We start from the raw sequence: 23,113 nt of genomic DNA, 5'->3' as shown, positions 1-23,113 counted from the left end.
GCTTATCATCCGATGCGACCTTCATTTCCCTGCGAGAAGCTTGCCGCCTAGCAGCAATCTTATCGTCCGGTAAAGCAGAATGACCAACACGATGCTGAGTAAACCCAACAAGGCCGCGGACAGGAGCATCAAAGGCCAAGCTCGCAAGAACAACGCGTATTTTAAGGCTGCGATGCCGAGCGCGGCCATCGGGAAGCTCACGCCCCACCACGAAGCGCCAAACGGGATGGATTTGTTGAATACTTTGAAGAACAGGACGACAAACAAAAACAGTCCGAAGTAAAACAGCGCGGAGGCGAACGCATCGATGCGTCCCGTAACGTTCGAATAGCCTAGAAATCCGACCTCGAACGGCGCGATCAGAATCAACAAGGAAGGCGCCATCGTCTTCGGGAGCGGGGCTTCGTGAATCAATCTGGACATTATGAATGTGAAATATACGAGCGCGAACATCCCGCCGATCGCAAGCGACAGCATATTGACCTCATGCGCCCACGGGAACGGCATCGTGCCGCCTGCGACCGCAATGTCGAGCGTGCCGACCACGGGGACGAGCATGGCCGGAACTGAATGGCCGCGTTCGCGGTTGCCGTTCATCAGTCGTGCGACGAACATATAGCTAAGCGCTAAAGTTGCCGTCGCCCCGGCGATCCAGATCGCTTGTCCGGCAAGCGGGCTATAGCTGCCGATGACGGAGGATAGCAACAGGACGGAAATCGTGATCGTTCCGAAAAAATGGCTTGCAATCGGGTGCACGAATTCTTCCTTTACGGTCTGCGGATATAAAAACCATTTGAACGAATAACCGATACTGAGCGTCATGAATAAGACGACAGCCATCCCTCCGAAAATGTCCGCGATCGCGGCAGGCGCGCCGAACAGCTCGATTGCTTCTCTCCAAGCCAAGGTAAGACCTGAAAATCCCATTACCGATGCAAACAGATTGACCGGAAGAAACTGAATGGAGCCCAGGGCCGACAACTTTAATTCAGCAGTTATTTCACGCATGTATCTCTCTCCCCCTTTTCCTGTCGTTTCATTGTAGGGGGAGAAGTGTTGATAGATCAATATCGTTATTTCTATGTGAACGATAGACGAGACCCGCAGTTCAGAGATCGCTCATCATTTTACTTTGAGCATTTTCACTTGTGTTTGCATGAGTTCGATAAAGCCCTGCGAAGCCTTCCCCATATATTTATCGCGAAGGTATGCCATGCCCACTTCTCTCGTCAGGCTGGGATTTTGAATCGGAATGCAAACTAAATCGTCGTAGTTATACATCTCGAGCAGCGTCTTCGACAAAACGGAGCCGCCTGCGCCCGACCGGACGAGTCCGAACAACGAATCGATCGTCGTCGTCTCGATCAAGGGCTGGAGCCGAAGGCCGGCTCTGGCGCAGGTCGTATCGACCAATTGGCGGCAGCGATGCGTCTCGGGAAACGTTACGACCGGTACGCGCAATATTTCTTCAAAATCGATGGCGCTTCGGCCGGCATAAGGATGTCCGGCTGTCGCGACGAAGAAAAACCGTTCGTTGTACAGAGGGATCGTCTCGATCCGCTCGTCCTCGATCGGCAAAATCGTAACGGCTAGATCCAATTCGTTTTGCAGCAGACCGGTCGCGACATCCTCGACGCCCAATATTTTGATTTGGACTTTGGGATAATCGCGGTGGTAATCGATCAGCAACGTCGACACCAACTGGTTGAGCTCTCCCGGCAGCGCGCCGATCGACAACTTGCCGCGTTCGATTCGCTGCAGCTCTTGGATTTGCTCTTTGGCGCTCGCAAGATTGCCGAATGCAAGTTTGCTCTGCGCATACAAGATCATTCCGGCTTCGGTTAAAGCGATTTTTTTCCCGATCCGGTCGAACAATGGAACGCCGATCTCGTCTTCAAGCGCTTTGATCTGATGGCTCAAGGAAGGCTGCGTGATCCCGATCTTCTCGGCCGCTCTCGTAAAATGCAGCTCCTCGCAGGTCGCGATAAAATAATCCAGTTGTCTCAATTCCAACGGTCGGCCCCTCCTTCGGTACACGGCTGTCGCGTTTTTTAAATCTAACGCATCCGTTTGGCAGGAACAATAGCCGCTTCCTTGCATAAAAAAAACCAAGCCGGGCTACTCGCCCTGGATTGGTTTTTTGCGTATGCTCGTAAGCTCGAAGGCTTCCTTCGGTTTGCCGATCGCCTGCGCTTTCTTTTTTTTGATGATCATCGCCTGCCGCAGGCTCGTCGCTTGAAACTCCATCGCATCGCCGAAAGGATCCTCGAATGCATAATACATTTTTTTGTTCGCCATAAAACGTCGTTGCCTCCCGAACCTCTTCTCGATCAATCCCATCAGCCGAACCAAAGCCGAATCATAGGATGTCCATTTCTCCTGCGAATATGCCAATAGAGGGAAATGGACCCTCGGAGTGCCATGGCCGTCCTCGGCTCTGCGCTAACCGCCGACGCGGAGCTGCTTCGTGATCGCGAAGTGATCGTCCGGATAAATCAGATGAATCGTAATCGTATATTCCCCGTCGGAAGGAAACGTATAGTCGGCCGTGTAGCCGTCGCCTTCCTTTACGGCGTCGATCAGTCCGGGCAGATCGTTTTTGGAATTGATTTGAAATTGAGCCTTAGCTTCCAGCGCTGCAAATTTTTCGTTGTCGATCGTGGCAATGAGCTTCGCCGCTTGCCCTGCCGCAGGCGGCGTCGGCTGACTGCTTAACGTGACCTCTGAAAATTTAAGCGTCTGCTGTTTTCCCGAAGCCCCGCAGCCGGCCAGCATGAACACTGCGACGATGGCGATGATGATGCGCAGCTGGCGCCGTGTAGTACCGTGAAATTTCATTTAGCCATTTCTCCCTTGCGCTTGTCCAAGTTCATCTATCATACGATGTTTATTTGGCACAAACAAATGGTCACGCATGCCAATCTCGATCGATTTTATGCAACCGTATTACTAATGATGGTCAGAAACCCACTTGTCGATGCCGTGTAAATAAGCTGTTCCATGGATTGTTGCGCAGAACGACTAAATTCGAACCATTGATTGGCTAAATAATCATGAACTATGATCTGCGGATATGCGGGCGTCGTTCCTTCTGGAGAGACGTTTTGTAAGGAATATATATCAAAACGCTTGATACTCGCTCCTTTTGCGTCCAAAAATTCGAATTGGCCATTTTTGTAATAGGCGTCTGGATCATCGAGATTCAAGTTCCACGAATAATTGGCAGGCTCCTGAATGGCTTTTCCTTTGTTTTCTTCGATTAATCGGTAGAGGGCTTCGTTATAGGCATTCCCCCTGATTTGCTGGACGACCCCGCCCATGAACATATGGTATTCCTGCTGAAAGGCCTTCACGGCTACGCCGCCGATCTTGAGCGGAGCGGTATCGATCTGAACAGTGGCATTGTTATAGCTGACTTTGGCCTGAAAAGTTTCCGCGATAAAGCGAAGCGGGACGTAAATACGATTGTTTTTCAAATAAGGCATCGCGTCGAGCTGTACCTTTTCGCCATTTTTCAGCGCAATGCTGCTGATTGTGTTTAAACGAACCGTCATCTTGTTTTTGACTAGCGTCACTTCCGTCTTATTCCATTCCACCTGAGCTCCCAAATTCTCGCCGATTAACCGCAATGGAACCATCGTCCGATTGTTTTTCACTTCGGGATTGACTTCCGAAGCGAGGGCAACGCCGTCAATGATAATCGGACGCTTCGAAGCGTAGTTAACTGTCGGAGGCTCGGCGTGTTCCAAGTCAAGAGGCGTTGTACAGATAAAAAGCACCGGCTTCCACCGATGCTTTTCAAAATGAGCTTGCTATTCGCGCCTCGCCCTAATCGTCCAAGCCTTTGCCTTCGAGAATTTTCTGCTTGTACTTTTCGACTCTGGCCTCTCTCGTTTTCGACTGCTTGGGCTGCGAAAAATGAAGCAAGTACCCGCGCTGCCGTCCCGGCGTCAAAGCTTCGAACGCCGTCTTTAAGGCAGGCGTCTCTTCGAAGGCGCGCTGAAGCTCCTCGGCCACGGCGAAATCCGTGTTCTTTTTAAACGTCACTTCCTGCCCCGACTTCTCCACATTGATCGCGTCGTGAATATAAGCTTTTAAGATCGCTTCCTGCTCCGCGATTTCCTCGACGCTTGCGAACCGGATCTGGCGCCCGGCCTGTACGTTTTCGGTCTGCTGGACGAGGATCCCGTTCGGATCTTTAAGAAGAGCGCCTTTATGGAACAGCAGCGCGCAGTATTCCTTAAACCCATGGATGAGCACGACGTTTTTGCCTTGATACGTATAGCACGGATGCATCCATTTAAAGTCCTCGGTCAGCCCGCAGTCCATGACGATTTCTCTCAAATGCGCGTATTCGGCCTTCCAGCGACTCGATTTTGCGAAAAAAGCGTCGGCTTTCGGATGCGTTTGGCGGTTGATCATGCAGCGGCCCTCTTTTCTGCGCTAAGCCAAATATTTCCCCGTAATCGACCGTTCCTCACGGACGATCTGCTCCGGCGTTCCTTCGAACACGACCTGTCCGCCCCGGCTGCCGCCGTCCGGCCCCATGTCGATGATCCAATCGGCCTGGCTTATAACATCGAGGTTATGCTCGATGACGATGACCGTGTTGCCGGCGTCGACGAGCCGGTTCATGATGTCGAGCAGATGGCCGATGTCCGACATATGCAGCCCCGTCGTCGGCTCGTCCATCACGTAAATGCTGCCCTTCTTGTGCAGCTCGCTCGCCAGCTTGATGCGTTGGCACTCTCCGCCCGAGAGCGTGCTGAGCGGCTGGCCGAGCGTAATGTAGTTCAGACCTACGTCGCTCATCGCCTGGAGCTTGCGCACGACCTCTTTGAGGTTGAAAAAGGCGAGCGCCTGCTCCACCGTCATATCGAGCACTTCGGCGATCGACTTGCCGTCCAGCTTGTATTCGAGCACTTCCTCCTTGAACCGTTTGCCGCCGCAAACGTCGCACGGCAGCTTCACGCTGTCGAGGAATGCCAGGTCCGTGTACACGACGCCGAGCCCCTGGCAATTTTCGCAGGCGCCTTTGGAGTTGAAGCTGAACAAGCCCTGGTTGACCTTGTTCGCCGAGGCGAACGCCTTGCGCACGTCGTCCATGATGCCCGTGTAGGTCGCGGGATTCGAACGGGTAGAGACGCCGATCGCCGACTGGTCGATGACGATCGCATCCGGATGCTGGCCCAGGAACACTTCGTTGATAAGCGTGCTTTTGCCCGAGCCGGCGACACCCGTCACGACGGTCAGCACGCCGGTCGGAATGTCGACGCTTACGTCCCTCAAATTGTGCAGCGAGGCGTTTTTTACGAACAGCTTGCCTGTCGCCTGTCTGCAATCCCGCTTGAGCTGCAGCGGCCGCTTCATATAGTTTCCCGTCAGCGTGCCGGCTTCCAGGAGGCCGTCGAAGCTTCCTTCGAACACGATATTCCCGCCCCGGCTTCCCGCATGCGGACCGACGTCGACGATATGATCCGCCACCTTGATCACGTCGGGATCGTGCTCGACGACGATGACCGTGTTGCCTTTGTCCCGCAGCTTCTGCAGCAGCTCGTTTAACCGGTGGACGTCGCGCGGATGCAAGCCGACGCTCGGCTCGTCGAAGATATAGGTGACGTCCACGAGACTGCCGCTCAGATGCTTCACCATCTTGACGCGCTGCGACTCGCCGCCGGACAGCGTGTCCGTCTCCCGGTCGAGCGTCAAGTAGTCGAGACCGATATCCACCAAATGCTGCAGCCGCTCCGTCAACGATTGAACGATCGGCGCAGCGGCCGGATCTTCGATCTCCCGGATGACGCGGATGAGCTGCCCGACCTCCATCGCGGACAGCTCCGCGATGTTGTAGCCCTGGACCTTGCAGCTCAGCGCGGCTTCGCTGAGTCTCGCACCGCGGCAGCTCGGGCACGTTCCTTCGGTGATGAACGGCGCGACCGTCTTCTGCGTTCGCTCGGACTTCGCTTTGAGATCCTGTTTAATATATTTGTTCGTAAATTTCTCAAGGGCGCCTTCGACCGTAATATTCATCGCTTTGCCGGCGAAGTCCATTTTCACTTTTCTCGCCTTGCCGTACAACAGCTGGTCCAGCTCGTCCGCCGTGTAGTCGCTCAGCTTCTTGTCGGGATCGAAGTCGCCCGATTGCAGGATCATGTTCAGCTCCCAGCCGCCCGGGCCGTAGTCCGGCAGCATGATCGCCCCTTCGTTCAGCGACTTGGACATGTCCACAGCCTTGCTCATGTTGACGCCCAGACTGCGTCCGATGCCGTTGCATGCGGGACACATGCCTTGTGGGTCGTTGAAGGAAAACAAGTTGACGGAACCGACGTGAGGCTTGCCGATGCGGGAAAATAGAAGGCGAACGATCGGAGAAATGTCGGTGATCGTCCCCATCGTGGAATGCGAGCCGCCGCCGAGCCGCTTCTGGTCCACGATGACGGCCATGCTCAGGTTTTCGATTGAATCCGCTTCCGGCTGCGGATATTTGGGCAGGAACGTCCGCACGAACATGCTGAAGTTCTCGTTCAGCAGCCTCGTGGATTCCGCGGCGATCGTATCGAACACGATCGAGGACTTGCCCGAGCCGGATACACCGGTAAAAATCGTGATTTTGCGTTTGGGGATGCGCAGCGAGACGTTGTTCAGATTGTTTTCCCTCGCGCCGGAGATGACGATGTACGACTGGTCAGGTGCGTTCATGAACTCATCCTTCCTTATGTAATCGTAACGAAGTAGGTCCGGCTGCCGTATCCTCGACATACTTAAACCGGCTGCAGGAGATGCAGCCGGCATACGAGAATCCGGATCGGAGCGGAGCCGCGCTCGCTTAGAGCCTTCTATGTCGGGAACCAATGTTGTAGGTGTGATTGTATGATACTGTCAGGTGTCGTGTCAATCCCGGATGTCAGTCGTGGATCTCAGCCGCAGATCGACACTTAACACCTGACATGCTTGCGCTTGAATCCAAGCTGATTTTTGTCGACCGCCTTGCGGATCGTATCCGCTGCATTCAAATATTTGCTCTTGCCTTTAGGCGCGACCACCTCGACCGGGCCTAAAGCTAATGCTGTATCCATCGCTTTGTCGTGCAGCGGCACATAAGATATGCCTACCGTGTATATGAATTGATTCATCGCGTATTTTGCACGTTCCGGCGCTTCGCGAATCGTTTCAGCCGCCAACTTCAGCAGTCCCTCGAGCTTTTGCTCCGAAAAATCGCTGTCCGGCCGATTGCCGATCATCCAGCAATAGCAGTTCCAGCCTGCCGACCGCTTCAGCTCGTCGCCGCTGGCGATCCAGGCGTCGGCGACGTCCTGCGCGATCGGCGCTTCGGCCAAAGTGACGGCGACGACGAAGTCGGAGAGCATATAAAAATAGGCCGAATCGATCCACCGGTCGAAGTCCGCCGCCGTCATGGCCTTCGGGTCCGCAATGATGCCGGCGAAGTACATGGCGTCGTAGTTGCCCGTCGCATACAGCTGTTCGGCGAGCGGCTGATTCATTTTAATTTTCCTGAAAAGGGGCTTCATCTCGCCCGTAGCGACACCGAATACCGGCTCGCGCGCCCCGTTCGACATATACATTTTTTTCAGACGTTCCTTGCCCAGCGCCTCCAGCTCCTGCATGACCGTATCCAGCTCCATCCGCCGGCTCCTCTCCATCGCGAAATGCATCCTATCGCTCATTATACAAGCTTCTCGCGAATCGCAAAACGATAGAGCGGCCCGGGCGGCTCGTCGTCCATTTACACTTGCTTGAGATACGGTCGATACGCAGGCAGCGTCACATTGGCGGCGGATATCGGAATTTCCAGCGTTTGGCCGGCTTGCACGGCATGATCCGCCTTCAGTCGATTGGCCTTTAACAGATCGTCCAGGCGGATGCGGTAATGATCGGCGACCGTCTGCAGCGTATCCTCTCTCGTCAGCGCATGAGAATGCCTGATCTTCTCGATTTTGCAGGCGGACTGCTTGAATGTCGGCTGCTTGGACAATGGATCGACGAAGTCCGCCGTGAGCTCGTTCGCCGCTTGATGACCGTCCCAGCTGCCGTAATGGAACGGCACGAAAATCAGTCCCTTCTGCACGGCATTGCCGATATTCGCCGGCACCTCGATCCAGCCGCGGGGCGAAGAGATGCGCACCAGCTCGCCGGGCAGCAAGGACAGCGCCTCGGCATCCTCTTCGTTGATCTCCGCGTAAGCGTTCGGGGCGATCGCCTGCAAATAAGGCGATCTGGCCGTCTTGGTTCGGGTGTGCCAATGCCATACGAGACGGCCGGTCGTCAGCCAGAACGGATACGATGCCGTCGGCTGCTCGGGCGGCGGCGAATAGCGGGTCGGGTGCAGGATGGCCCGTCCGTCCGGCTTCAGCTCCGCATATTCCGACGCCGTCAGCGGCCGGCCGGTGAACTGGTCCTTCGTATAGCTCTGCGCGTCGTCCGCTTCGGTGCGGAACCTTAGATCGGCATACAGCCTCGGCGTACCGAGCGGCGCCTCCTCCGTCACGGGCCAGCGCAGACCGTTGTGCCGCTCCAGTTTGTCGTAGGTGATGCCGCTCATATCGCAAGGCCTGCCCCGCGACACCGCCTTCCACTCCTCAAAGCATGCCTCGGGTGAATCGTAGCCGATCAACGGCCGGCCGTCTTTATCCCGGAAGTCCATTCGGCGCGCGAAGTCCAGCAATATGTCGAAGTCCGACCTTACGCCTTCGGGCGGATCGACCGCCTTCCGCAGCAGGTTGATCGTCCGGTCGGCATTTTCCATCGTCCCTTCCTTCTCGCCCCAGAGCGCAGCAGGCAGAATGACGTCCGCGACCGCAGCCGTCTCCGTCAGGAAAGGGTCCTGAACGACGACGAACACGCTTTCGAGCGCTTTTTTGACCCTGGTACGGTTCGGCAGCGACACGAGCGGGTTCGTACCGATATTCCAGAACAGGCCGACCTTCCCCTGCTCGATCAACGAGAGCTGGTCCTCGATCCCCTTCTCGGGGCCGGCGGGCAGCACGCGCTCCTCCACGTTCCACAGCCGCGCCATTTCCTGAAGATGTTTCGGATTTTGCGGATTCCTGTGCGCGGGATAGGTGCCGACGCCGCCGACGGTCCGATTCGCCGAGGAGCTCGGTTGCCCGGCCATATGAAGCGGTCCGCAGCCGGGCTTGCCGATGAGCCCCCGGATCAGATGCAAATTGTTGATGTCCACGCAGGCCGTCGTCGCATCCGCGCTCTGGAACGTTCCTTGCAGCGTCGTCGTTACCAGCCGGGAGGTCTGCCCCAGCGCTTCGGCCGCCGCTTCGAGCTGCGCGAGCGGAATGCCGGTTGCCTCTGCGCTTTTCTCCGGCGTCCACTCCTCCACCGAGGCCAGCATGGCGTCGTAACCGATCGTATAGTTTCGAATAAAAGCTTCGTCGATCCGTCCCGCCTTAACGATCATGCGAATGAGTCCGTTCAACAGAGGCACGTTCGTGCCCGGATACAGCTGCAGATGGAGATCGGCTTCCTTCGCGGTCGGCGTGAGCCGCGGATCGACCACGATCAGATAAGGCTTGCCTGTCCGTTTTTTGCGCTGAAGGACACGTTCGAACAACACTGTGCCGGTCTCCGCCAGATTGTGGCCGAACAGCATCAGCACGTCCGTCTCGTCCACGTCGTCGTAGGAAGCCGGTGTACCGTCGGCCCCGAACGATTGCAGCAGGCAGAACTCCGTCGTGGCCGTGCACAGCCGCGTGTTCGCGTCGAGCAGATGCGTGTGCAAGCCCGCCCTTCCGATCTTGCCGATCGTATAGTAGTCCTCGAGATGGCCCTGGCCCGTCGAATAGATGGCGACGCTGTTCGCGCCCTTCTGCGCCAGCGTCTCCTTCGTTTTCCGCACGATCAGCGACATGGCTTCGTCCCAGGTGGCCGGCTCGAGCTCGCCCGACGCGTTGCGGACGAGCGGCGTCAGCAGCCGGTCGGTGCTGTTGTTCGCATACCACTGGTTTTCGCCCTTCGGCCCGAGCCTGCCGCGATTGATGGGATGCGCCGCATTTCCGCGGATGCCCACGATCTTGTTATCCTTCACCGCGATATGACAGCCGCAGCCGACGGAGCAAATGTTGCAGGTGCTGTATACCCAGCGGTCGATATCCCCTTGGGTATACACATTCATGTCCACTCTCTCGTCGATCCAGGACAAGTCGACCCCTCCTTAATGATGGATAGGCATATAAAAGGCCGGTATCACGTATTTGACCGCATCGTATCCGTAGCGGTCCTCGAGCAGGCTCGCAGCTTCCGTCAGCCTGGACTTCGTCTCCTCGAGTACGGTCAGCAGCCGTTCCGCTTCAGGCAAGAACGGGTCCTCCGACCACTTCAAATGACGCAGCCAAGAGCGGAAATAGCTGTCGATCAGCTCGTCGTCGTGATACACGATCGAAAGCGCTTGCTTGCCTGAGGTCAGGATGCTCCCTTCGTCAGCCAGCTTCGGCAGCAGCCGTTCGAGCTGCTGCTTCTGCTCGCGCAGGACGGTTAAACAGAGCTTGGCCAGCGGATTGTCGGCTTCGCCTATCGTGCGCTCGATCTTGATCGCGTTTGCCCACAAGGCTTCGAAAATGATCGTCAGCTCGGCCATAATAAGTCTCCTTCTCGTGTCGGATTGACCTTGAATGCGTGTGCTTTCGTACTATTTAACGCTTTTCCCGATTATCCAAACCAGGCCTCGACAAAGTTCTGACGTTTGTCAGTAACTTGTCGAGGCCCTGGCGTTGCGGTGCCGTCTGCGATTTACAGGAAAGAGGCGATCGAGAGATAGAAGATCAATACCCCGCCCATGCAGACGGCAAACTTGTAATTCGGCGACGCGAGCTCGAGCACCGAACGCTTAAGCAGACCCGCCAGCAGGTTGTTTACGGCCGAAGCCGGCGATATAGGGTTGGACATGGCCCAACTGCCCAGCAGCAGCGCCGCGAATAGATCCGGGCTCATCTGCATGGCGAGCGGGTCGATGCCGCCGGCGAGGATCGTCACAAGGACGATGGGATGAATGCCAAGCGCAGAGGTGCCTACGATCAGCACGATGGTCAGAACGGAAAATAGAACAGGCACGGGCAGCAACGGGATCTTGCCGAGAATCGCCGGCACGGCGGTTCCGATCTGCCAGACGCCGAGGGCGCCGCTGAAAAAGCCTGCGGATAAAAACAGCGCGATTTCCTTTTGTAGCGCGGGCAGCGTGGCCGTCACGTGATGATGGACGCCGTGCCTGAAGCACGAAGCCTTCCCTAACGCCAGACACCAGAGCAGCGGAAAAAGAAGTGCCGATAGGCAGATGACGAGTACCATCGGCAGGTCGAGCAGCCGTTCTAATAGAAATACGACAGCCATCGAAGCGATTAAGTATAACCCGAGTCCGTAAGGAAAAGCTGCGTTTTGCCCCTTCTTTGCCGCCTTGAGGGCGAACGCCTCCTCATCCCTAGGGGGGAGCTGTACGGGAGGCTCGGGAATCCCTGCTTCCGTGCGTTGCAACTGCCGAAAATCCATCGCCACACTGATGATCAAGCTCATAATAGCCAGCACGAGCATATGCGGCAGAACCGACGACCAGGACACCTGCAAGGCCGTCGTCACAAGCGTCATGGCGGCAAAATACGGCGACCAAAGAATGGCTCCGGCGAAGCCGCGGTTCATCGCATTTGCCAGCAGCAAGCTCATGCCGGGGCGCGGTCTGACGAAGACCATTTGATAGACGACGGGGATCGAACCGACATTAATGAATACGCACAACATTTGCGTCAATAGCTGCGTTCCGGCAAACAGCGCGGTCGAGCTGCGAAGATTGGCTTCATAGAACCGCTTCAGCGACTCGACGTACGCCGGAAGCCGAACGGGTATGCCGAATAACGGCGCGAACAGGAATAGCGTCACGATCGTCACGTTCACGCCGGCAGCCTCGAACCATACCTTTGCTTCCGCAGCCCGCATCGACAAAAGGACGATGCCGGCAATCGAAAAGACGGCGGTAAGCCAGAACGTCATCCCTTTCAGGCCGGGCAGCCGTAAAAAGATCGCAACAAAAACAAGCCCGCCGAGCATAAAAGTCAGCGACCCGATGTTCGTTAGTTGCGCTACGATAAAAATGACGGCAATGGAGAAAAGAATCGCCCTCTCCATTGCCGTCCGGATGGCGGATATCATCGTTGTCCGCTCGCTTTCTTCACTCAATCTCTTCCCTAAAAGAGATCGCGATTCCTCGGTCCCCCAGCTCCTTGACGAATGGATCGAAGTGGCGGCCGATGATAACGTCCTCGATCGCCTTAACGCCGCGCATGTTCAATTTTCCTTCGGACATCCATTCCGTGAGTAAAACGGCCGGGAAGCCGGTCGTTTTCGCCATCGAAGTGATTCGCCGATCGCTGTCGTACGCGTCGACCATTTCCCATTCGAGCTTCGTTCGTTTTCCGCCGCGGGTCCCCGTCACCGTGACGCGCAGCACGGTCATGTCCTCGTTTGAGCCGCCTTTCATCTTCCGCTCCAACAATGGAATCGCCACGCGCTGCGGAGAGACGAGCGTTCCGTCCACGTCGATCGGCGTCTCGTCCAGAAAGCCGAGCTCGGCGAGCACGCTCATTTTTTCCCAATGGCCTTTGTAGCGCACGGTTTTTTCGTACAGCCGCTTCACCTTCGAGCGCAGCGTATACGCTGTGCTGTGAGCGTCCGTGACGACCGCTTCGCATTCGCCTACGGGCTCGGGGAACGAAAGCGACTCCAAACGCGTCAGCGGCGGCAGCTTGACGAGCTCTCCGTCTTCAACGGCCAACGCGGGCTTCGTGCAGAGTCCCAGCAGGCTTTCGAGTCGGAAGACGACCTGGTACCAGAGCGGCGGCAGCGGATGCCGCGGCAGACCTCCGCACAGCATGACCGCCTCGTCCGCCTCGTCGAGCAGCTCGATGCCGCGCGCCGCCAGGAAGTTCGCGATGCCCGGCGCTACGCCGGCGCCCGGCACGATCAGTACACCGGCTTCGAGCGCCTGCTCGTTTAATTGGGCTTTCTCTTCATACTTCGAACCTACGAGATCGATCAAGTGACACCGCGCTGCGATCGCCGCCTTGATCGCCAGCATGCTGAGGCCGTGCGGCAAACAAGAGACCGCGATATCCGCACCGGCCAGGAGCTCAACTACGCGATCGTAATCGTCCAAAGCGGCCGTCCTCCCGGTCACCTTGGACGAATTCGCTCCAGCTACGCATCGCTCCACGCTCGCGGATACGGCATCCACGGCGACGACCTCGTCGATCGAAACGACGCCGCCGAGTTCTTGCACGATGACGCTGCCGATCATTCCCGTTCCCAATACGACGACTCGCATCGCATTTCCTCCTTCTAGCGCTAGCGCCTTCTAACGTCTGCCAAGCCTATCGTTCTCCAAGCACTTCCGGATTTCCGATATATTCGGGCGTCTCGCCGCGAAGCACGCGAATGACGTTGGCGGCGACGGTCGTCGACGTGATCAAGTTGCATTCGACCGTTGTCCCTCCGACGTGCGGCGTGACGATGACGTTCGGCAGCGAGAGCAGCGGCAGCTCCGGGCTGGGGGGCTCCGGATCGAACACGTCAAGCCCCGCGCCAGCGATTCTCCCTTCATGCAAAACCGCGTATAAATCCGTCTGGTTTACGACCGCCCCGCGGGCCGTATTAATGAAATAAGCGGTCGGCTTCATGCTGGCCAATAGCCGATAATCGATTAAATGCCTGGTCCGATCGGTGAGCGGCACATGCACGGATACATAATCGGCCGATTCGAAAATGTCCTCGATCCGAGTCGTCAGCAGGACGCCAAGCTCCCCCGCGATGCGAACCTTCTCTTGATCCTTCTCTCTGACCCATGCGGTAACGTCCATCTCGAAGCCGAGCCGCAGTCGCTTTGCCGCTTTCCGCGCGATCTGGCCGAAGCCGATCAAGCCGGCCTTTTTCCCCTTCAATTCGAACGTTGGGATAACGCTCCGCGAAGCGAAGTTGCCCCTGCTCATCTCGCCGTGCAGCCGAACGACGGATTTGCCGAGCGCCAACATGAGCGCGATGGCATGCTCGGCGGTCGACACGCGGTAGACGGACGGCGCGTGAAGCACGGGAATGCCGTGCGCCGTTGCGTAGGCGACATCGATATTGTCGAGGCCGACGCCGGCGCCGGATATGACGCGCAGCTTCGGGTTCGCGTCGATCACCTCGCGCGTGATTCGCGCGGGAGCGCGCAGGACAATGCCATCCACGCCTTTGGCCAGCTCGCATAAATGGGGAATGTCGTATCGGTCCGTTCGCACGACCTCCGCGCCTTCCCGGAGGACGATTTGCCCCTGTTCGTGGTACATCGACAGAATCTGCAATACTTTCGGTTTTGCCATTCCTTGGCTCCTTTCCCGCCCTGCACCTGCCCTAATCATGCTATAATGGGCTCCAAATAAGACTTCCGCCAGGAGCGATACAAGCATGATCCTAGACCAGATCGCGCAGACGATCGTCGATCATACGAGCGAGATCATCGAATATCCGATTATCATCACGGACGACAAAGGGACGATCATCGGTTCGACCGACCGCGACCGCTTGGGCAGCCTTCACATCGCATCGATCGAAGTTCTGCGCAAAAACCGGACGATCTCGTACGAGCCCGGCGACGTCAAAGCGCTCGACAACGTGCTGCCGGGCATCGCCACGCCGATATTGCTGAACGATGCGGTCATCGGCGTGCTCGGCATCGCCGGCGAACCGGATTCGATCAAGAAGTACGTCCAGCTGGTGAAGAGCCACGTCGAGCTGATGTTCCATGAATCGTTCAAAAAGGAAACGTCCGCGCTGGAAACGAAGGCGCTCGATACGTTGGTCCAATATTTGCTGTTCTCGAGCCCGGACGAAGAGTCCGACACGATGATCGAATACGGGCGGATGCTCGGCTACCGCTTCGATCTCGATCGCGTATGTATCGTGATTGAGCTGGATTTGCTTTCGTTGCAACTGCCGGACAAGGACGGCAGCTTGGATAAAAGTGCTTTCCCCTATTTCCAAAAGGATCTGATCGAGCAGGTCAAGCAACTGTTCGTCGACCACCGGCAAGACATCTTTTCGCTGCTCAATCTCGAACAGCTGATCGTGCTGAAGACCGTCCAGCCCCACGAGCAGGAGCTGCTCGCCGGGAAGACCGAACAGCGAATGCGCAAGCTCAATCAGTTTCTTCGGGATAAGCATCAGGCCGGCGCTTCCGTCGCGTTGGGGAACGTCATGTCCGGCGTCGCCGGCATCAAGCAGTCCTACGAGAACGCCGTCCGGACTTTAAAAATCGGTAAACGAACCCCGACTTCCAATCCATTCTATCATTACAACGATTGGGAAATCACCTTGGAGCTGTTAACGCAGGAATTGACGCCGCCCGTCACGGACCAATTCGGGGTCATGCTGCAGGCGCTGCGCGAACACGCCAATTACGAGACGTTGTCCTCGACGTTTCTGGCCTACTGCAAATGCAACCTGAATCTGAGCGAGACCGCCCGAACGTTGTTCATCCACCGCAATTCGCTGAACTATCGCCTGGACAAGCTGTCGGAGCTGACGGGTCTCGATCTCTCCACGTTCGAGCACAGCCTGCTGCTATATATCGCCCTTCGCAACGCGCGGGATTAATAGTTGTCGATCTGCGCGCGCTGAAGCTTGCCGCTGTAGTCGACATAGATGGACTTCCACTCCGTGTACACGTCGAGCGAAGCGACGCCGGAGTCGCGATGCCCGTTGCCCGTCCCTTTGGTGCCGCCGAAGGGCAGATGGATCTCCGCGCCGGACGTGCCTGCGTTAACGTAGACGATCCCCGTATCCAGATCGCGCATCGCTTGATAGGCGCGGTTAATGTCGCGGGTGAAAATCGAGCTGGACAGGCCGAATTCGACGCGGTTATTCACTTCGATCGCTTCCTCGAGGCTCCCGACCGGAATGATCGATACGACCGGCCCGAAGATTTCCTCCATGGCGATTCGCATGTCCAGCCTCACGTCCGTGAACAGCGTCGGCTCGTAAAAGCTGCCGTCCGCCAAGCCGCCCTCCGTAGCCGGCTTGCCTCCGCCGAGCAGCCTCGCGCCTTCTTCCTTGCCGATTCGCACGTACGAATCGATGCGGTCCAGCGAAGCGCGATTGATGACCGGCCCGACTTGCACGGCATCGTCGAGACCGTTGCCGAGCTTCAGTTGCCCCATCCGCGACAGCAGTTTGCCCTCCAGCTCCGCCTTGACCGATTCGTGCGCGATGACCCGGCTGCAGGCCGTGCATCGCTGCCCGCTCGTTCCGAAGGCGCTCCACAAGATGCCGTCCACCGCCAGGTCGAGATCCGCGTCGTCCATGACGATGACCGCGTTTTTGCCGCCCATTTCCAGCGACGTTCTTTTCAGCAGCGCGCCCGCTTGGGCGTTGATCCGCTTGCCAACTTCGTTAGAGCCCGTGAAGGAGATCAGATCGATGCCCGGGTGCAGGGCCATCGCATGGCCTACTACACTGCCGGAGCCGTTGACGAGATTTACCAAGCCTGCCGGCAGACCGGCCTCTTCATAAACCTTGACGAATTCGGCGGCGATCATCGGCGTCTCGGAGGCCGGCTTCCAGACGACGGCATTGCCGGCGACGAGCGCGGGCAGCGACTTCCAGGACGCGATCGCGATCGGGAAGTTCCAGGGCGTGATCAGCCCCGCGACCCCTATGGGCACGCGGACGCTCATCGCGAACTTGTTGCGAAGCTCGGACGGCACCGTATCGCCGAACAGGCGTCTGCCTTCGCCGGCCATATAATAGGCCATGTCGATCGCTTCCTGAACCTCGCCTCGTCCTTCGTCGATGACCTTGCCCATTTCGCTCGTCAATATTTGTGCCAGCTCTTCCTTGCGCGCCTTCAGCAAATGCGCGACCTTGTACAACACTTCCGCCCGTTCCGGCGCCGGTACGAGCCGCCAGGATTTTTGCGCGGCGACGGCCGCTTGTACGGCCAGATCGACTTCCTCCGCCGCGGATTGCGTCACTTCGGCGAGCGTTTCCCCTGTCGCGGGATTGAGGACCGGCAGAAATTTGCCCGTCGCCGATTCCGTCCATTTGCCGTTAATATAGTTCAACACTTTTTTCATGGTTGGCCTCCATCAAATTTTAATTGGTGCCGAATCCGGTTCATTGCCTCTTCCAGCCGGTCGCCCGGCACCGAGACGGATATTCGGAAAAAGCCCTCTCCTGCCGGACCGAATGCCGGACCGGGCGTCACAATTACGCCGGCTTCTTCGAGGACATGCGCGGCAAACGTCGCCGATGTATACCCTTGCGGAACTTTAGCCCAGATGAAAAAACTGCCGCGCGGCGCCTCCGCCCGGACGCCGATCGCCGCAAGCCCCTCGATCGCGACGTCCATCCGCTGTTTGTAAATCCGGTTGCGGGCCGCGATCGTTTCCTTGTCGCCGTTCAGAGCGAATGCGGCCGCTTTTTGGATCGGCGTGAACGGGCCGGAATCCATATTGCTCTTCATGACGGACAGCGACTTGATGAGCCGGCCGTTGCCGACCGCGTAGCCGATGCGCCAGCCCGTCATGTTGTAGGTTTTCGAGAGAGAGCCGAACTCGATCGCGATCTCCTTCGCTCCTGCCGCCTGCAGGATGCTCGGCGCCTTGTAATCGCCGAAGGTAACCATGCCGTAGGCGGAATCGTGGGCAATCGCGATTCCGTGCGCCCGGCCAAAAGAGACGGCGCGTTCGAAGCAATCGAGTTCGACCGTCGCGGCAGTCGGATTGCCGGGATAGTTCAAGAACATCAGCTTGGCCCGCTCGGCCGTCTCCTTCGGAATCGTATTGAACCGCGGCTCGTACCGGTTTTCGGCAGTTAAAGGCATGCCGTACGGCTCGCCGCCCGCGATCTCCGTCGCCATCCGGTACACCGGATAGCTCGGGTCGGGGACGAGCACCACGTCTCCGGGATCGACCAGGGCGGGGATGAGATGGGCGATCCCCTCTTTGGACCCGATGAGCGCAAGAACCTCCGTGTCCGGGTCTAGCGCGACGCCGTACTCGCGGTTATAGAAATCCGCCACCGCCTTGCGAAACTCCGCGCATCCGATGAAGCTCGGATATTTCAGATTGGCCGGGTCCTGCATCTCCTCGATCAATTTGTCGACGATCGGCCGGGGCGTCGGAAGGTCGGGATCGCCGATGCCAAGATCGATGACATCGACCCCTTCCTGTATCATCCGGGCTTTTTTCTTGTTCATTTCCGCGAACACGTATGGCGGGATTCGTTCGACCCGCCGGGATGAATACTGCATGCTTGCCTTCGCCTCTCTTCAGCGCTGTCTACTTTCGCGGTCGCCGTTCTGCCTTAACGATAGCTTTTTTTCCAGTCTTGCGACTATGGCCGTTTTGCACGAAAATCATAGACTGAATGAATAAAAGTTCCGTGCAATTCGCACAAATGGGTCCGGCAAGATGTAACAGGTACGCCGAATGTGATAAAAATAAAGGAATCGGATTCATAATCGTCGGGGAGTTATCGGACATGGATAAGGAAATGGACAAAAAAGAAGGCAAAAACCCGTTCGACCGAAGCTTCGACAGCCTGGAAGCGCTGGCGGACGCGATCAGCGAGCATCTTCATTGCTCGGTCACGATCGAGGACGCAGGCCATCGATTGATCGCCTACAGCTCCCATCACGGAGAGACGGATCCGGCGCGCATCTCGACCATCATCGGCAAAAGAGTTCCCGAGAAGGTCGTACAGGCGCTGTGGCGGGAGGGCGCGATTCCGAAATTGATGAAAAGCGAAGCGCCGCTCCTGATCTCCTCGATCGGCGAGATCGGACTCGGCGACCGGGTCGCTGTCGCCATTCGGAAGGAAAGCCAGGTGCTGGGCTATATATGGCTGGTCGCGGGCGAAAACGACCTGCAGCCGGATTATATTTGCGAAGAACTCGCCAAGGCGGCCAAAGCCGCCAAAACCAAGCTGCTTCAGCTTCATATGACGCACCGGAAAGCGGAGATCGGCCAGCAGGAATTTTTCCGGCAGCTGTTGTCGGGGGATTTAAAGACGGATTCGGAGGTCAAACGGCTGGCGGCAGAGCAAGGGATCGCGCTCCCCCCTTTATTCTGCGTGGGGATTCTCCCCTTTCCCGAAGAGATCGCCGACAAACAGCGGCAGCAGCTTCAATATTTGATCACGACGACGCTTCAAAAGCGTATCGCGCTTCATGCGATCGACCGCGATCGGCTTCTCGTGCTCGAAGCCGCCCCTGCCCGGTTGCCGCAGGTGCAAACGCCGACCGCCCTGACGTTGTTGGCCGATCAATTGACGCAGCGCTTCGACTGCGCCACGCTGCCGGGCGGCTGCGGCGCCGTCTATGACGATTATGCGCGCGTGACCGCCAGCTGCGAGGAAGCCATGACCGTCATCCGGCTCCGCGGATCCTTTCCCGATGCGCTTAAGGCCGTCCAGCGATACGCCGAGCTTGGCTATTACCGCCTGCTGCCCGACGTTCAGCGGCACCGGCAGGACCATTATTATGAAAACGAATGCTTGAATCGCCTGGAAGCGTACGATCTCGATCATAACGGAGACCTCCTGCGTACGCTGGAGATCTATCTGGACCATGACAGCAATTTGAAAGAATCGGCGGAAGCGCTCCACGTGCACGAGAATACGCTCAGTTACCGCCTGAAGCGGATCGCGCATATCGGCGGCATCGATCTCTCCCGCATGGATCAAAAGGTGACCTGTTACCTGGAATTCAAGTCCAGGCGGCTTCGTTAAAAACCACAAATCCCCGCTCTCCGATTCTCTTTTTCCGACAAACCGTCGCGGGACGCGCTCCCTTATACTGTTCGTAAAGCGAACGAGAAGGGAGTCTTCGCCATGATCATCGGCGTGCCGAAAGAAATCAAAAACAACGAAAACCGCATTGCGCTAACACCCGGGGGCGTCTCCTCCTTTAAGCTGGCCGGTCATGAGGTCGTCGTCGAGCGGGGCGCCGGCGCAGGCAGCGGTTATAGCGACGACGATTTTGCGGCTGCCGGCGCGCGCATCGCGGCTCAAGCAGCCGAGGTCTGGCAGGTCTCGGATATGATCTTGAAGGTAAAGGAGCCGATTCGCGAAGAATACGGCTATTTCCGCAAGGATCTTATTTTGTTCACGTACCTCCACCTGGCGGCGAACCCCGAATTAGTCCAAGCGCTCGCGCAAGCCGAGGTGACGGCGGTCGCTTACGAAACGGTATCGCATGATCGGACGTTGCCGCTGCTCACCCCTATGAGCGAGATTGCGGGCCGGATGTCCGTGCAGATCGGAACCCATCTCCTGGAGAAGACGCATGGCGGCAAAGGGATCCTGCTGGGCGGCGTGCCCGGCGTCCGGCGCGGCAAGGTGACGATCATCGGCGGAGGCGTCGTCGGGACGAACGCCGCCAAGATCGCGGCAGGGCTTGGCGCGCAAGTGACGATGCTGGACAAGGATGCCGAGCGGCTGCGGCAGCTCGACGATCTGTTCGGCGCGAACGTCACGACGCTGATGTCCAATCCGTCCAATCTTGCGGAGGCGGTCGCCGAAGCGGATCTGTGCATCGGCGCGGTACTGATTCCGGGGTCGAAGGCGCCAAAGCTGGTGAGCGAGGATATGATCCGATCGATGCAGGCCGGTTCGGTCGACGTCGACGTCGCCGTCGACCAGGGCGGCGTATTCGCGACGATCGATCGCGTCACCACACACGACCGCCCGACATTCGAAAAGCACGGCATCGTTCATTATGCCGTAGCGAATATGCCCGGCGCGGTCCCGCGGACGTCGACGATGGCGCTGACGAACGTTACCGTCCCTTATGCGCTGCAAATCGCCAATCAAGGCATCGTGAAGGCCATCGAGCGCAATCCCGCCCTGAAGCTCGGCGTGAATACCGCTGGCGGCTATGTCACCTATGAAGCCGTCGCCCGAGACCTTAGCTATGAATACGTTCCTGTAGAACTGGCGATGCGCGGCGGGAATCTCGTATGACGTCTGCCGGCTGCCGGGATACGCGGGCGGAGGTGTCGCTCGATGCCATCGCCCGCAACGTGCGACTATTCAGGGAGAATCTGGGGATAGGCGTTCGGCTCATGGCCGTCGTCAAAGCGGACGGGTACGGGCACGGCGCTGAGGCGACGGCCAGGACGGCCATAGAGACGGGCGCCGATTATTTGGGGGTGGCGCTCGCGGATGAAGCCATCGCACTCAGGGATGCCGGCATCGAGGCGCCGATTCTGATCCTGGGGCATTCGACGGCGCGGGCGATCGAAGCCGCGGTCCGCCAACGGATCGCGATCGCGGTGTCGTCCCGAGACATGTGGGACGATGTCGTCTCGGTCGCGGGCAGGCTTGGCAAGCAGGCTATCGTTCATCTGAAGGTCGATACCGGCATGGCTCGCTTGGGCTTTCAGCCGGAGAAGGTGTTGGCGTTTTGTCTAAAGCGCTCTCATCCATTGGTAACGATCGAGGGCATTTTTACGCATTTTGCCGATGCCGATAACCCCGACCCGTCGTTTACCCGGAGCCAGTTCGAACGGTTCGTCAACACGATCGCCCAATTGGCGGATCACGGCATCCATATTCCGATCAAGCATTGCTGCAACAGCGCGGCCGCCATGCGTTTTCCGGAAATGCACATGGACATGGCGAGGATCGGCATCGCGATGTACGGCTTGTCTCCGCTGACGGGGGCGCCGCTCCCTTCCTATCCCTTGCTGGAAGCGATGCAGCTGAAGACGAGCATCTCATACATAAAAAAAGTGACAGAAAATCGGCCAGTCAGCTACGGCTTAACCTATACCACTACAGAAGAGAGCTCGATCGCGACGCTCCCTGTCGGTTATGCCGATGGTTTGTCGCGCCAACTATCGAACAACGGCTTCGCGCTCGTTCAGGGCGTACGCGTGCCGATCGTCGGCCGCGTATGCATGGACCAGACGATGATCGACGTGACCTCGCTGCCGGACGTCAAGACCGGAGACGAGGTCACCTTGTTCGGCCGATCAGGGAGCGATAGGATTTCCATTCATGAAGTCGCTTCCCGCATGGGCACCATTTCCTATGAAGCGGTCTGCCTGATCGGAAAAAGAGTACCGCGTATATACACGTTGAAAGACAAACTCGCTACACCTCCGTCTCATACAGATCCGTCGATAAATACTTCAGTCCCGAATCGTTGATCGTAAGCAGAATGCGGCTGCCCCGCTCCCGCTCCTCGAGCAATCGCAGCGCGGCAGCCACGTTCGCGCCCGAAGAAAAGCCTGCGAATATTCCTTCCTTGGACGCCAAATCCCGCGCGGCTGCAATAGCTTGCTCGTCCGACACCTGAATAAAGTCCTCTACAAGCGCGGCATCGTCAACAAAAGAGAGCGCCATGCCGTATCCCCCGCCTTGAATGCGATGGTTGGGATTCGTCACTTCAAGTCCCGCTAGGAACGGCGCTGTCCGTGGCTCTACCACGTAGCAGCGAATGTCCGGCTTCAGCGCTTTAAGCGCGCGGGCGCACCCGCCGAACGTGCCGCCGCTTCCGACGAAATCGACGAACGCGTCGATATGCCCATCCGTCTGTTCCCAGGCTTCCTTCGCCGTACCGTATTGATGCGCGTGCACGCTGCCCTGCCGATTGAACTGATCCGCGCGGAACGCCTTGCGTTCGCGCGTAATCCGCTCGGTCACGAGCTCGACCAAACGAAGATCTTCGCCCGATACCTGGCCTTCCTGCGAGCCCGGCGCTTGATCGACCAGCACCACTTCGGCCCCAAGCGCCTTCATCATGCGCGCCCGTTCGATCGAGTTGCCCCTGGACATGACGGCCACGAACGGATATCCTTTGGCGGTGCATACGATAGCCAGACCGGTACCCATGTTCCCGCTGGTCAATTCGACGACGGTCTGCCCCGGCGAGAGCTGGCCGTCCGCCTCCGCTTCTTCAACAATCGCGAGCGCCGCCCGGTCTTTTTTGCTGAAGCCCGGATTGAGATATTCCAGTTTGGCGTAGATTTCCCCTTCCAACGCTTGCGTAAGCCGGCTTAACCGCACGATGGGCGTATGCCCGATCGCTTCATAAACATGATTCAGTACTTTTCCGCGCATT

At 57.7% G+C, this 23,113-nt stretch carries 20 protein-coding genes; 4 read left to right on the top strand and 16 right to left on the bottom strand.

What is annotated here, in order from left to right; genetic code table 11:
- Positions 1 to 21: 21 nt before the first annotated feature.
- The 13 genes from KVT38_RS10485 to KVT38_RS10425 form a co-directional block, all read right to left on the bottom strand.
- On the bottom strand, positions 22 to 1,008 hold the full coding sequence (locus KVT38_RS10485) for an SLAC1 anion channel family protein (RefSeq protein WP_217593659.1): 987 nt from the start codon (positions 1,006 to 1,008) through the stop codon (positions 22 to 24).
- 114 nt (positions 1,009 to 1,122) lie between these two features.
- Positions 1,123 to 2,013, bottom strand: a complete 891-nt coding sequence (locus KVT38_RS10480) for a LysR family transcriptional regulator (protein ID WP_217593658.1) — start codon at positions 2,011 to 2,013, stop codon at positions 1,123 to 1,125.
- Between the two features lie 105 nt (positions 2,014 to 2,118).
- Positions 2,119 to 2,298, bottom strand: coding sequence for a hypothetical protein (locus KVT38_RS10475; protein WP_217593657.1), 180 nt, complete (start codon positions 2,296 to 2,298; stop codon positions 2,119 to 2,121).
- A 144-nt stretch (positions 2,299 to 2,442) separates the two neighbouring features.
- Positions 2,443 to 2,838 (bottom strand): hypothetical protein, encoded by a 396-nt coding sequence (locus KVT38_RS10470; RefSeq protein WP_217593656.1) that lies wholly within the window; start codon positions 2,836 to 2,838, stop codon positions 2,443 to 2,445.
- 95 nt (positions 2,839 to 2,933) lie between these two features.
- Entirely contained in the window at positions 2,934 to 3,749 is an 816-nt protein-coding gene (locus KVT38_RS10465; RefSeq protein WP_254639133.1) for a copper amine oxidase N-terminal domain-containing protein, read from the bottom strand.
- Positions 3,750 to 3,828: 79 nt separating this feature from the next.
- A complete protein-coding gene (locus KVT38_RS10460) occupies positions 3,829 to 4,422 on the bottom strand; it encodes a YdeI/OmpD-associated family protein (protein WP_217593654.1) in 594 nt (197 codons plus the stop codon).
- A gap of 21 nt (positions 4,423 to 4,443) precedes the next feature.
- Positions 4,444 to 6,699 carry an ATP-binding cassette domain-containing protein gene (locus KVT38_RS10455; protein ID WP_217593653.1) on the bottom strand — a complete coding sequence of 752 codons (2,256 nt, stop codon included), beginning with the start codon at positions 6,697 to 6,699 and terminating at the stop codon, positions 4,444 to 4,446.
- Positions 6,700 to 6,935: 236 nt separating this feature from the next.
- Positions 6,936 to 7,643 (bottom strand): DNA alkylation repair protein, encoded by a 708-nt coding sequence (locus KVT38_RS10450; RefSeq protein WP_217593708.1) that lies wholly within the window; start codon positions 7,641 to 7,643, stop codon positions 6,936 to 6,938.
- A gap of 101 nt (positions 7,644 to 7,744) precedes the next feature.
- Positions 7,745 to 10,171 (bottom strand): molybdopterin-dependent oxidoreductase, encoded by a 2,427-nt coding sequence (locus tag KVT38_RS10445; RefSeq protein WP_217593652.1) that lies wholly within the window; start codon positions 10,169 to 10,171, stop codon positions 7,745 to 7,747.
- Positions 10,172 to 10,183: 12 nt separating this feature from the next.
- Positions 10,184 to 10,606, bottom strand: a complete 423-nt coding sequence (locus KVT38_RS10440; protein ID WP_217593651.1) for a hypothetical protein — start codon at positions 10,604 to 10,606, stop codon at positions 10,184 to 10,186.
- Positions 10,607 to 10,758: 152 nt separating this feature from the next.
- Positions 10,759 to 12,165, bottom strand: a complete 1,407-nt coding sequence (locus KVT38_RS10435; protein ID WP_217593650.1) for a hypothetical protein — start codon at positions 12,163 to 12,165, stop codon at positions 10,759 to 10,761.
- Positions 12,166 to 12,184: 19 nt separating this feature from the next.
- Entirely contained in the window at positions 12,185 to 13,336 is a 1,152-nt protein-coding gene (locus tag KVT38_RS10430; RefSeq protein ID WP_217593649.1) for a saccharopine dehydrogenase family protein, read from the bottom strand.
- A gap of 46 nt (positions 13,337 to 13,382) precedes the next feature.
- The gene (locus KVT38_RS10425; protein ID WP_217593648.1) at positions 13,383 to 14,369 is read right to left on the bottom strand and encodes an NAD(P)-dependent oxidoreductase; all 987 of its coding nucleotides are present in this window, start codon (positions 14,367 to 14,369) and stop codon (positions 13,383 to 13,385) included.
- A gap of 85 nt (positions 14,370 to 14,454) precedes the next feature.
- On the opposite strand from KVT38_RS10425, the gene KVT38_RS10420 reads away from it, so the two are divergent.
- The gene (locus KVT38_RS10420; protein ID WP_217593647.1) at positions 14,455 to 15,642 is read left to right on the top strand and encodes a CdaR family transcriptional regulator; all 1,188 of its coding nucleotides are present in this window, start codon (positions 14,455 to 14,457) and stop codon (positions 15,640 to 15,642) included.
- On the opposite strand, the gene KVT38_RS10415 is transcribed toward KVT38_RS10420, so the two are convergent.
- On the bottom strand, positions 15,639 to 17,120 hold the full coding sequence (locus tag KVT38_RS10415; protein WP_217593646.1) for an aldehyde dehydrogenase family protein: 1,482 nt from the start codon (positions 17,118 to 17,120) through the stop codon (positions 15,639 to 15,641). The two genes, KVT38_RS10420 and KVT38_RS10415, sit on opposite strands and share 4 nt — an antisense overlap.
- Positions 17,117 to 18,298, bottom strand: coding sequence for an LL-diaminopimelate aminotransferase (locus KVT38_RS10410; RefSeq protein WP_217593645.1), 1,182 nt, complete (start codon positions 18,296 to 18,298; stop codon positions 17,117 to 17,119). The genes KVT38_RS10415 and KVT38_RS10410 overlap by 4 nt, the downstream gene beginning before the upstream one ends.
- Positions 18,299 to 18,528: 230 nt before the next feature.
- Between KVT38_RS10410 and KVT38_RS10405 the strand changes: the two genes are divergently transcribed.
- From KVT38_RS10405 to alr, 3 genes are all read left to right on the top strand, one after another.
- Complete coding sequence (locus KVT38_RS10405) at positions 18,529 to 19,776, top strand: PucR family transcriptional regulator (RefSeq protein ID WP_217593644.1); 1,248 nt, start codon at positions 18,529 to 18,531, stop codon at positions 19,774 to 19,776.
- Between the two features lie 102 nt (positions 19,777 to 19,878).
- Entirely contained in the window at positions 19,879 to 21,009 is a 1,131-nt protein-coding gene (gene ald, locus KVT38_RS10400) for an alanine dehydrogenase (protein ID WP_217593643.1), read from the top strand.
- Positions 21,006 to 22,199 (top strand): alanine racemase, encoded by a 1,194-nt coding sequence (alr, locus tag KVT38_RS10395; RefSeq protein WP_217593642.1) that lies wholly within the window; start codon positions 21,006 to 21,008, stop codon positions 22,197 to 22,199. The genes ald and alr overlap by 4 nt, the downstream gene beginning before the upstream one ends.
- Here the strand turns inward: alr and KVT38_RS10390 are convergent.
- Complete coding sequence (locus KVT38_RS10390) at positions 22,144 to 23,112, bottom strand: PLP-dependent cysteine synthase family protein (RefSeq protein WP_217593641.1); 969 nt, start codon at positions 23,110 to 23,112, stop codon at positions 22,144 to 22,146. The two genes, alr and KVT38_RS10390, sit on opposite strands and share 56 nt — an antisense overlap.
- Position 23,113: the final 1 nt, after the last annotated feature.

The organism is Cohnella sp. GbtcB17 (assembly GCF_019091135.1).
GTDB lineage: Bacteria > Bacillota > Bacilli > Paenibacillales > Paenibacillaceae > Cohnella.
This window is presented reverse-complemented; position numbering and strand designations above follow the sequence as displayed.

Excerpts from the sequence above, each read along its gene's own strand:
- KVT38_RS10485 (WP_217593659.1), bottom strand. The coding sequence starts at position 1,008 with ATGCGTGAAATAACTGCTGAATTAAAGTTGTCGGCCCTGGGCTCCATT.
- KVT38_RS10420 (WP_217593647.1), top strand. The coding sequence starts at position 14,455 with ATGATCCTAGACCAGATCGCGCAGACGATCGTCGATCATACGAGCGAG.
- KVT38_RS10390 (WP_217593641.1), bottom strand. The coding sequence starts at position 23,112 with ATGCGCGGAAAAGTACTGAATCATGTTTATGAAGCGATCGGGCATACG.
- KVT38_RS10455 (WP_217593653.1), bottom strand. The coding sequence starts at position 6,699 with ATGAACGCACCTGACCAGTCGTACATCGTCATCTCCGGCGCGAGGGAA.
- KVT38_RS10430 (WP_217593649.1), bottom strand. The coding sequence starts at position 13,336 with ATGCGAGTCGTCGTATTGGGAACGGGAATGATCGGCAGCGTCATCGTG.
- KVT38_RS10470 (WP_217593656.1), bottom strand. The coding sequence starts at position 2,838 with ATGAAATTTCACGGTACTACACGGCGCCAGCTGCGCATCATCATCGCC.
- KVT38_RS10425 (WP_217593648.1), bottom strand. The coding sequence starts at position 14,369 with ATGGCAAAACCGAAAGTATTGCAGATTCTGTCGATGTACCACGAACAG.
- ald (WP_217593643.1), top strand. The coding sequence starts at position 19,879 with ATGATCATCGGCGTGCCGAAAGAAATCAAAAACAACGAAAACCGCATT.
- KVT38_RS10410 (WP_217593645.1), bottom strand. The coding sequence starts at position 18,298 with ATGCAGTATTCATCCCGGCGGGTCGAACGAATCCCGCCATACGTGTTC.
- KVT38_RS10440 (WP_217593651.1), bottom strand. The coding sequence starts at position 10,606 with ATGGCCGAGCTGACGATCATTTTCGAAGCCTTGTGGGCAAACGCGATC.
- KVT38_RS10415 (WP_217593646.1), bottom strand. The coding sequence starts at position 17,120 with ATGAAAAAAGTGTTGAACTATATTAACGGCAAATGGACGGAATCGGCG.
- KVT38_RS10450 (WP_217593708.1), bottom strand. The coding sequence starts at position 7,643 with ATGGAGCTGGATACGGTCATGCAGGAGCTGGAGGCGCTGGGCAAGGAA.
- alr (WP_217593642.1), top strand. The coding sequence starts at position 21,006 with ATGACGTCTGCCGGCTGCCGGGATACGCGGGCGGAGGTGTCGCTCGAT.
- KVT38_RS10475 (WP_217593657.1), bottom strand. The coding sequence starts at position 2,298 with ATGGCGAACAAAAAAATGTATTATGCATTCGAGGATCCTTTCGGCGAT.
- KVT38_RS10435 (WP_217593650.1), bottom strand. The coding sequence starts at position 12,165 with ATGATATCCGCCATCCGGACGGCAATGGAGAGGGCGATTCTTTTCTCC.
- KVT38_RS10405 (WP_217593644.1), top strand. The coding sequence starts at position 18,529 with ATGGATAAGGAAATGGACAAAAAAGAAGGCAAAAACCCGTTCGACCGA.
- KVT38_RS10460 (WP_217593654.1), bottom strand. The coding sequence starts at position 4,422 with ATGATCAACCGCCAAACGCATCCGAAAGCCGACGCTTTTTTCGCAAAA.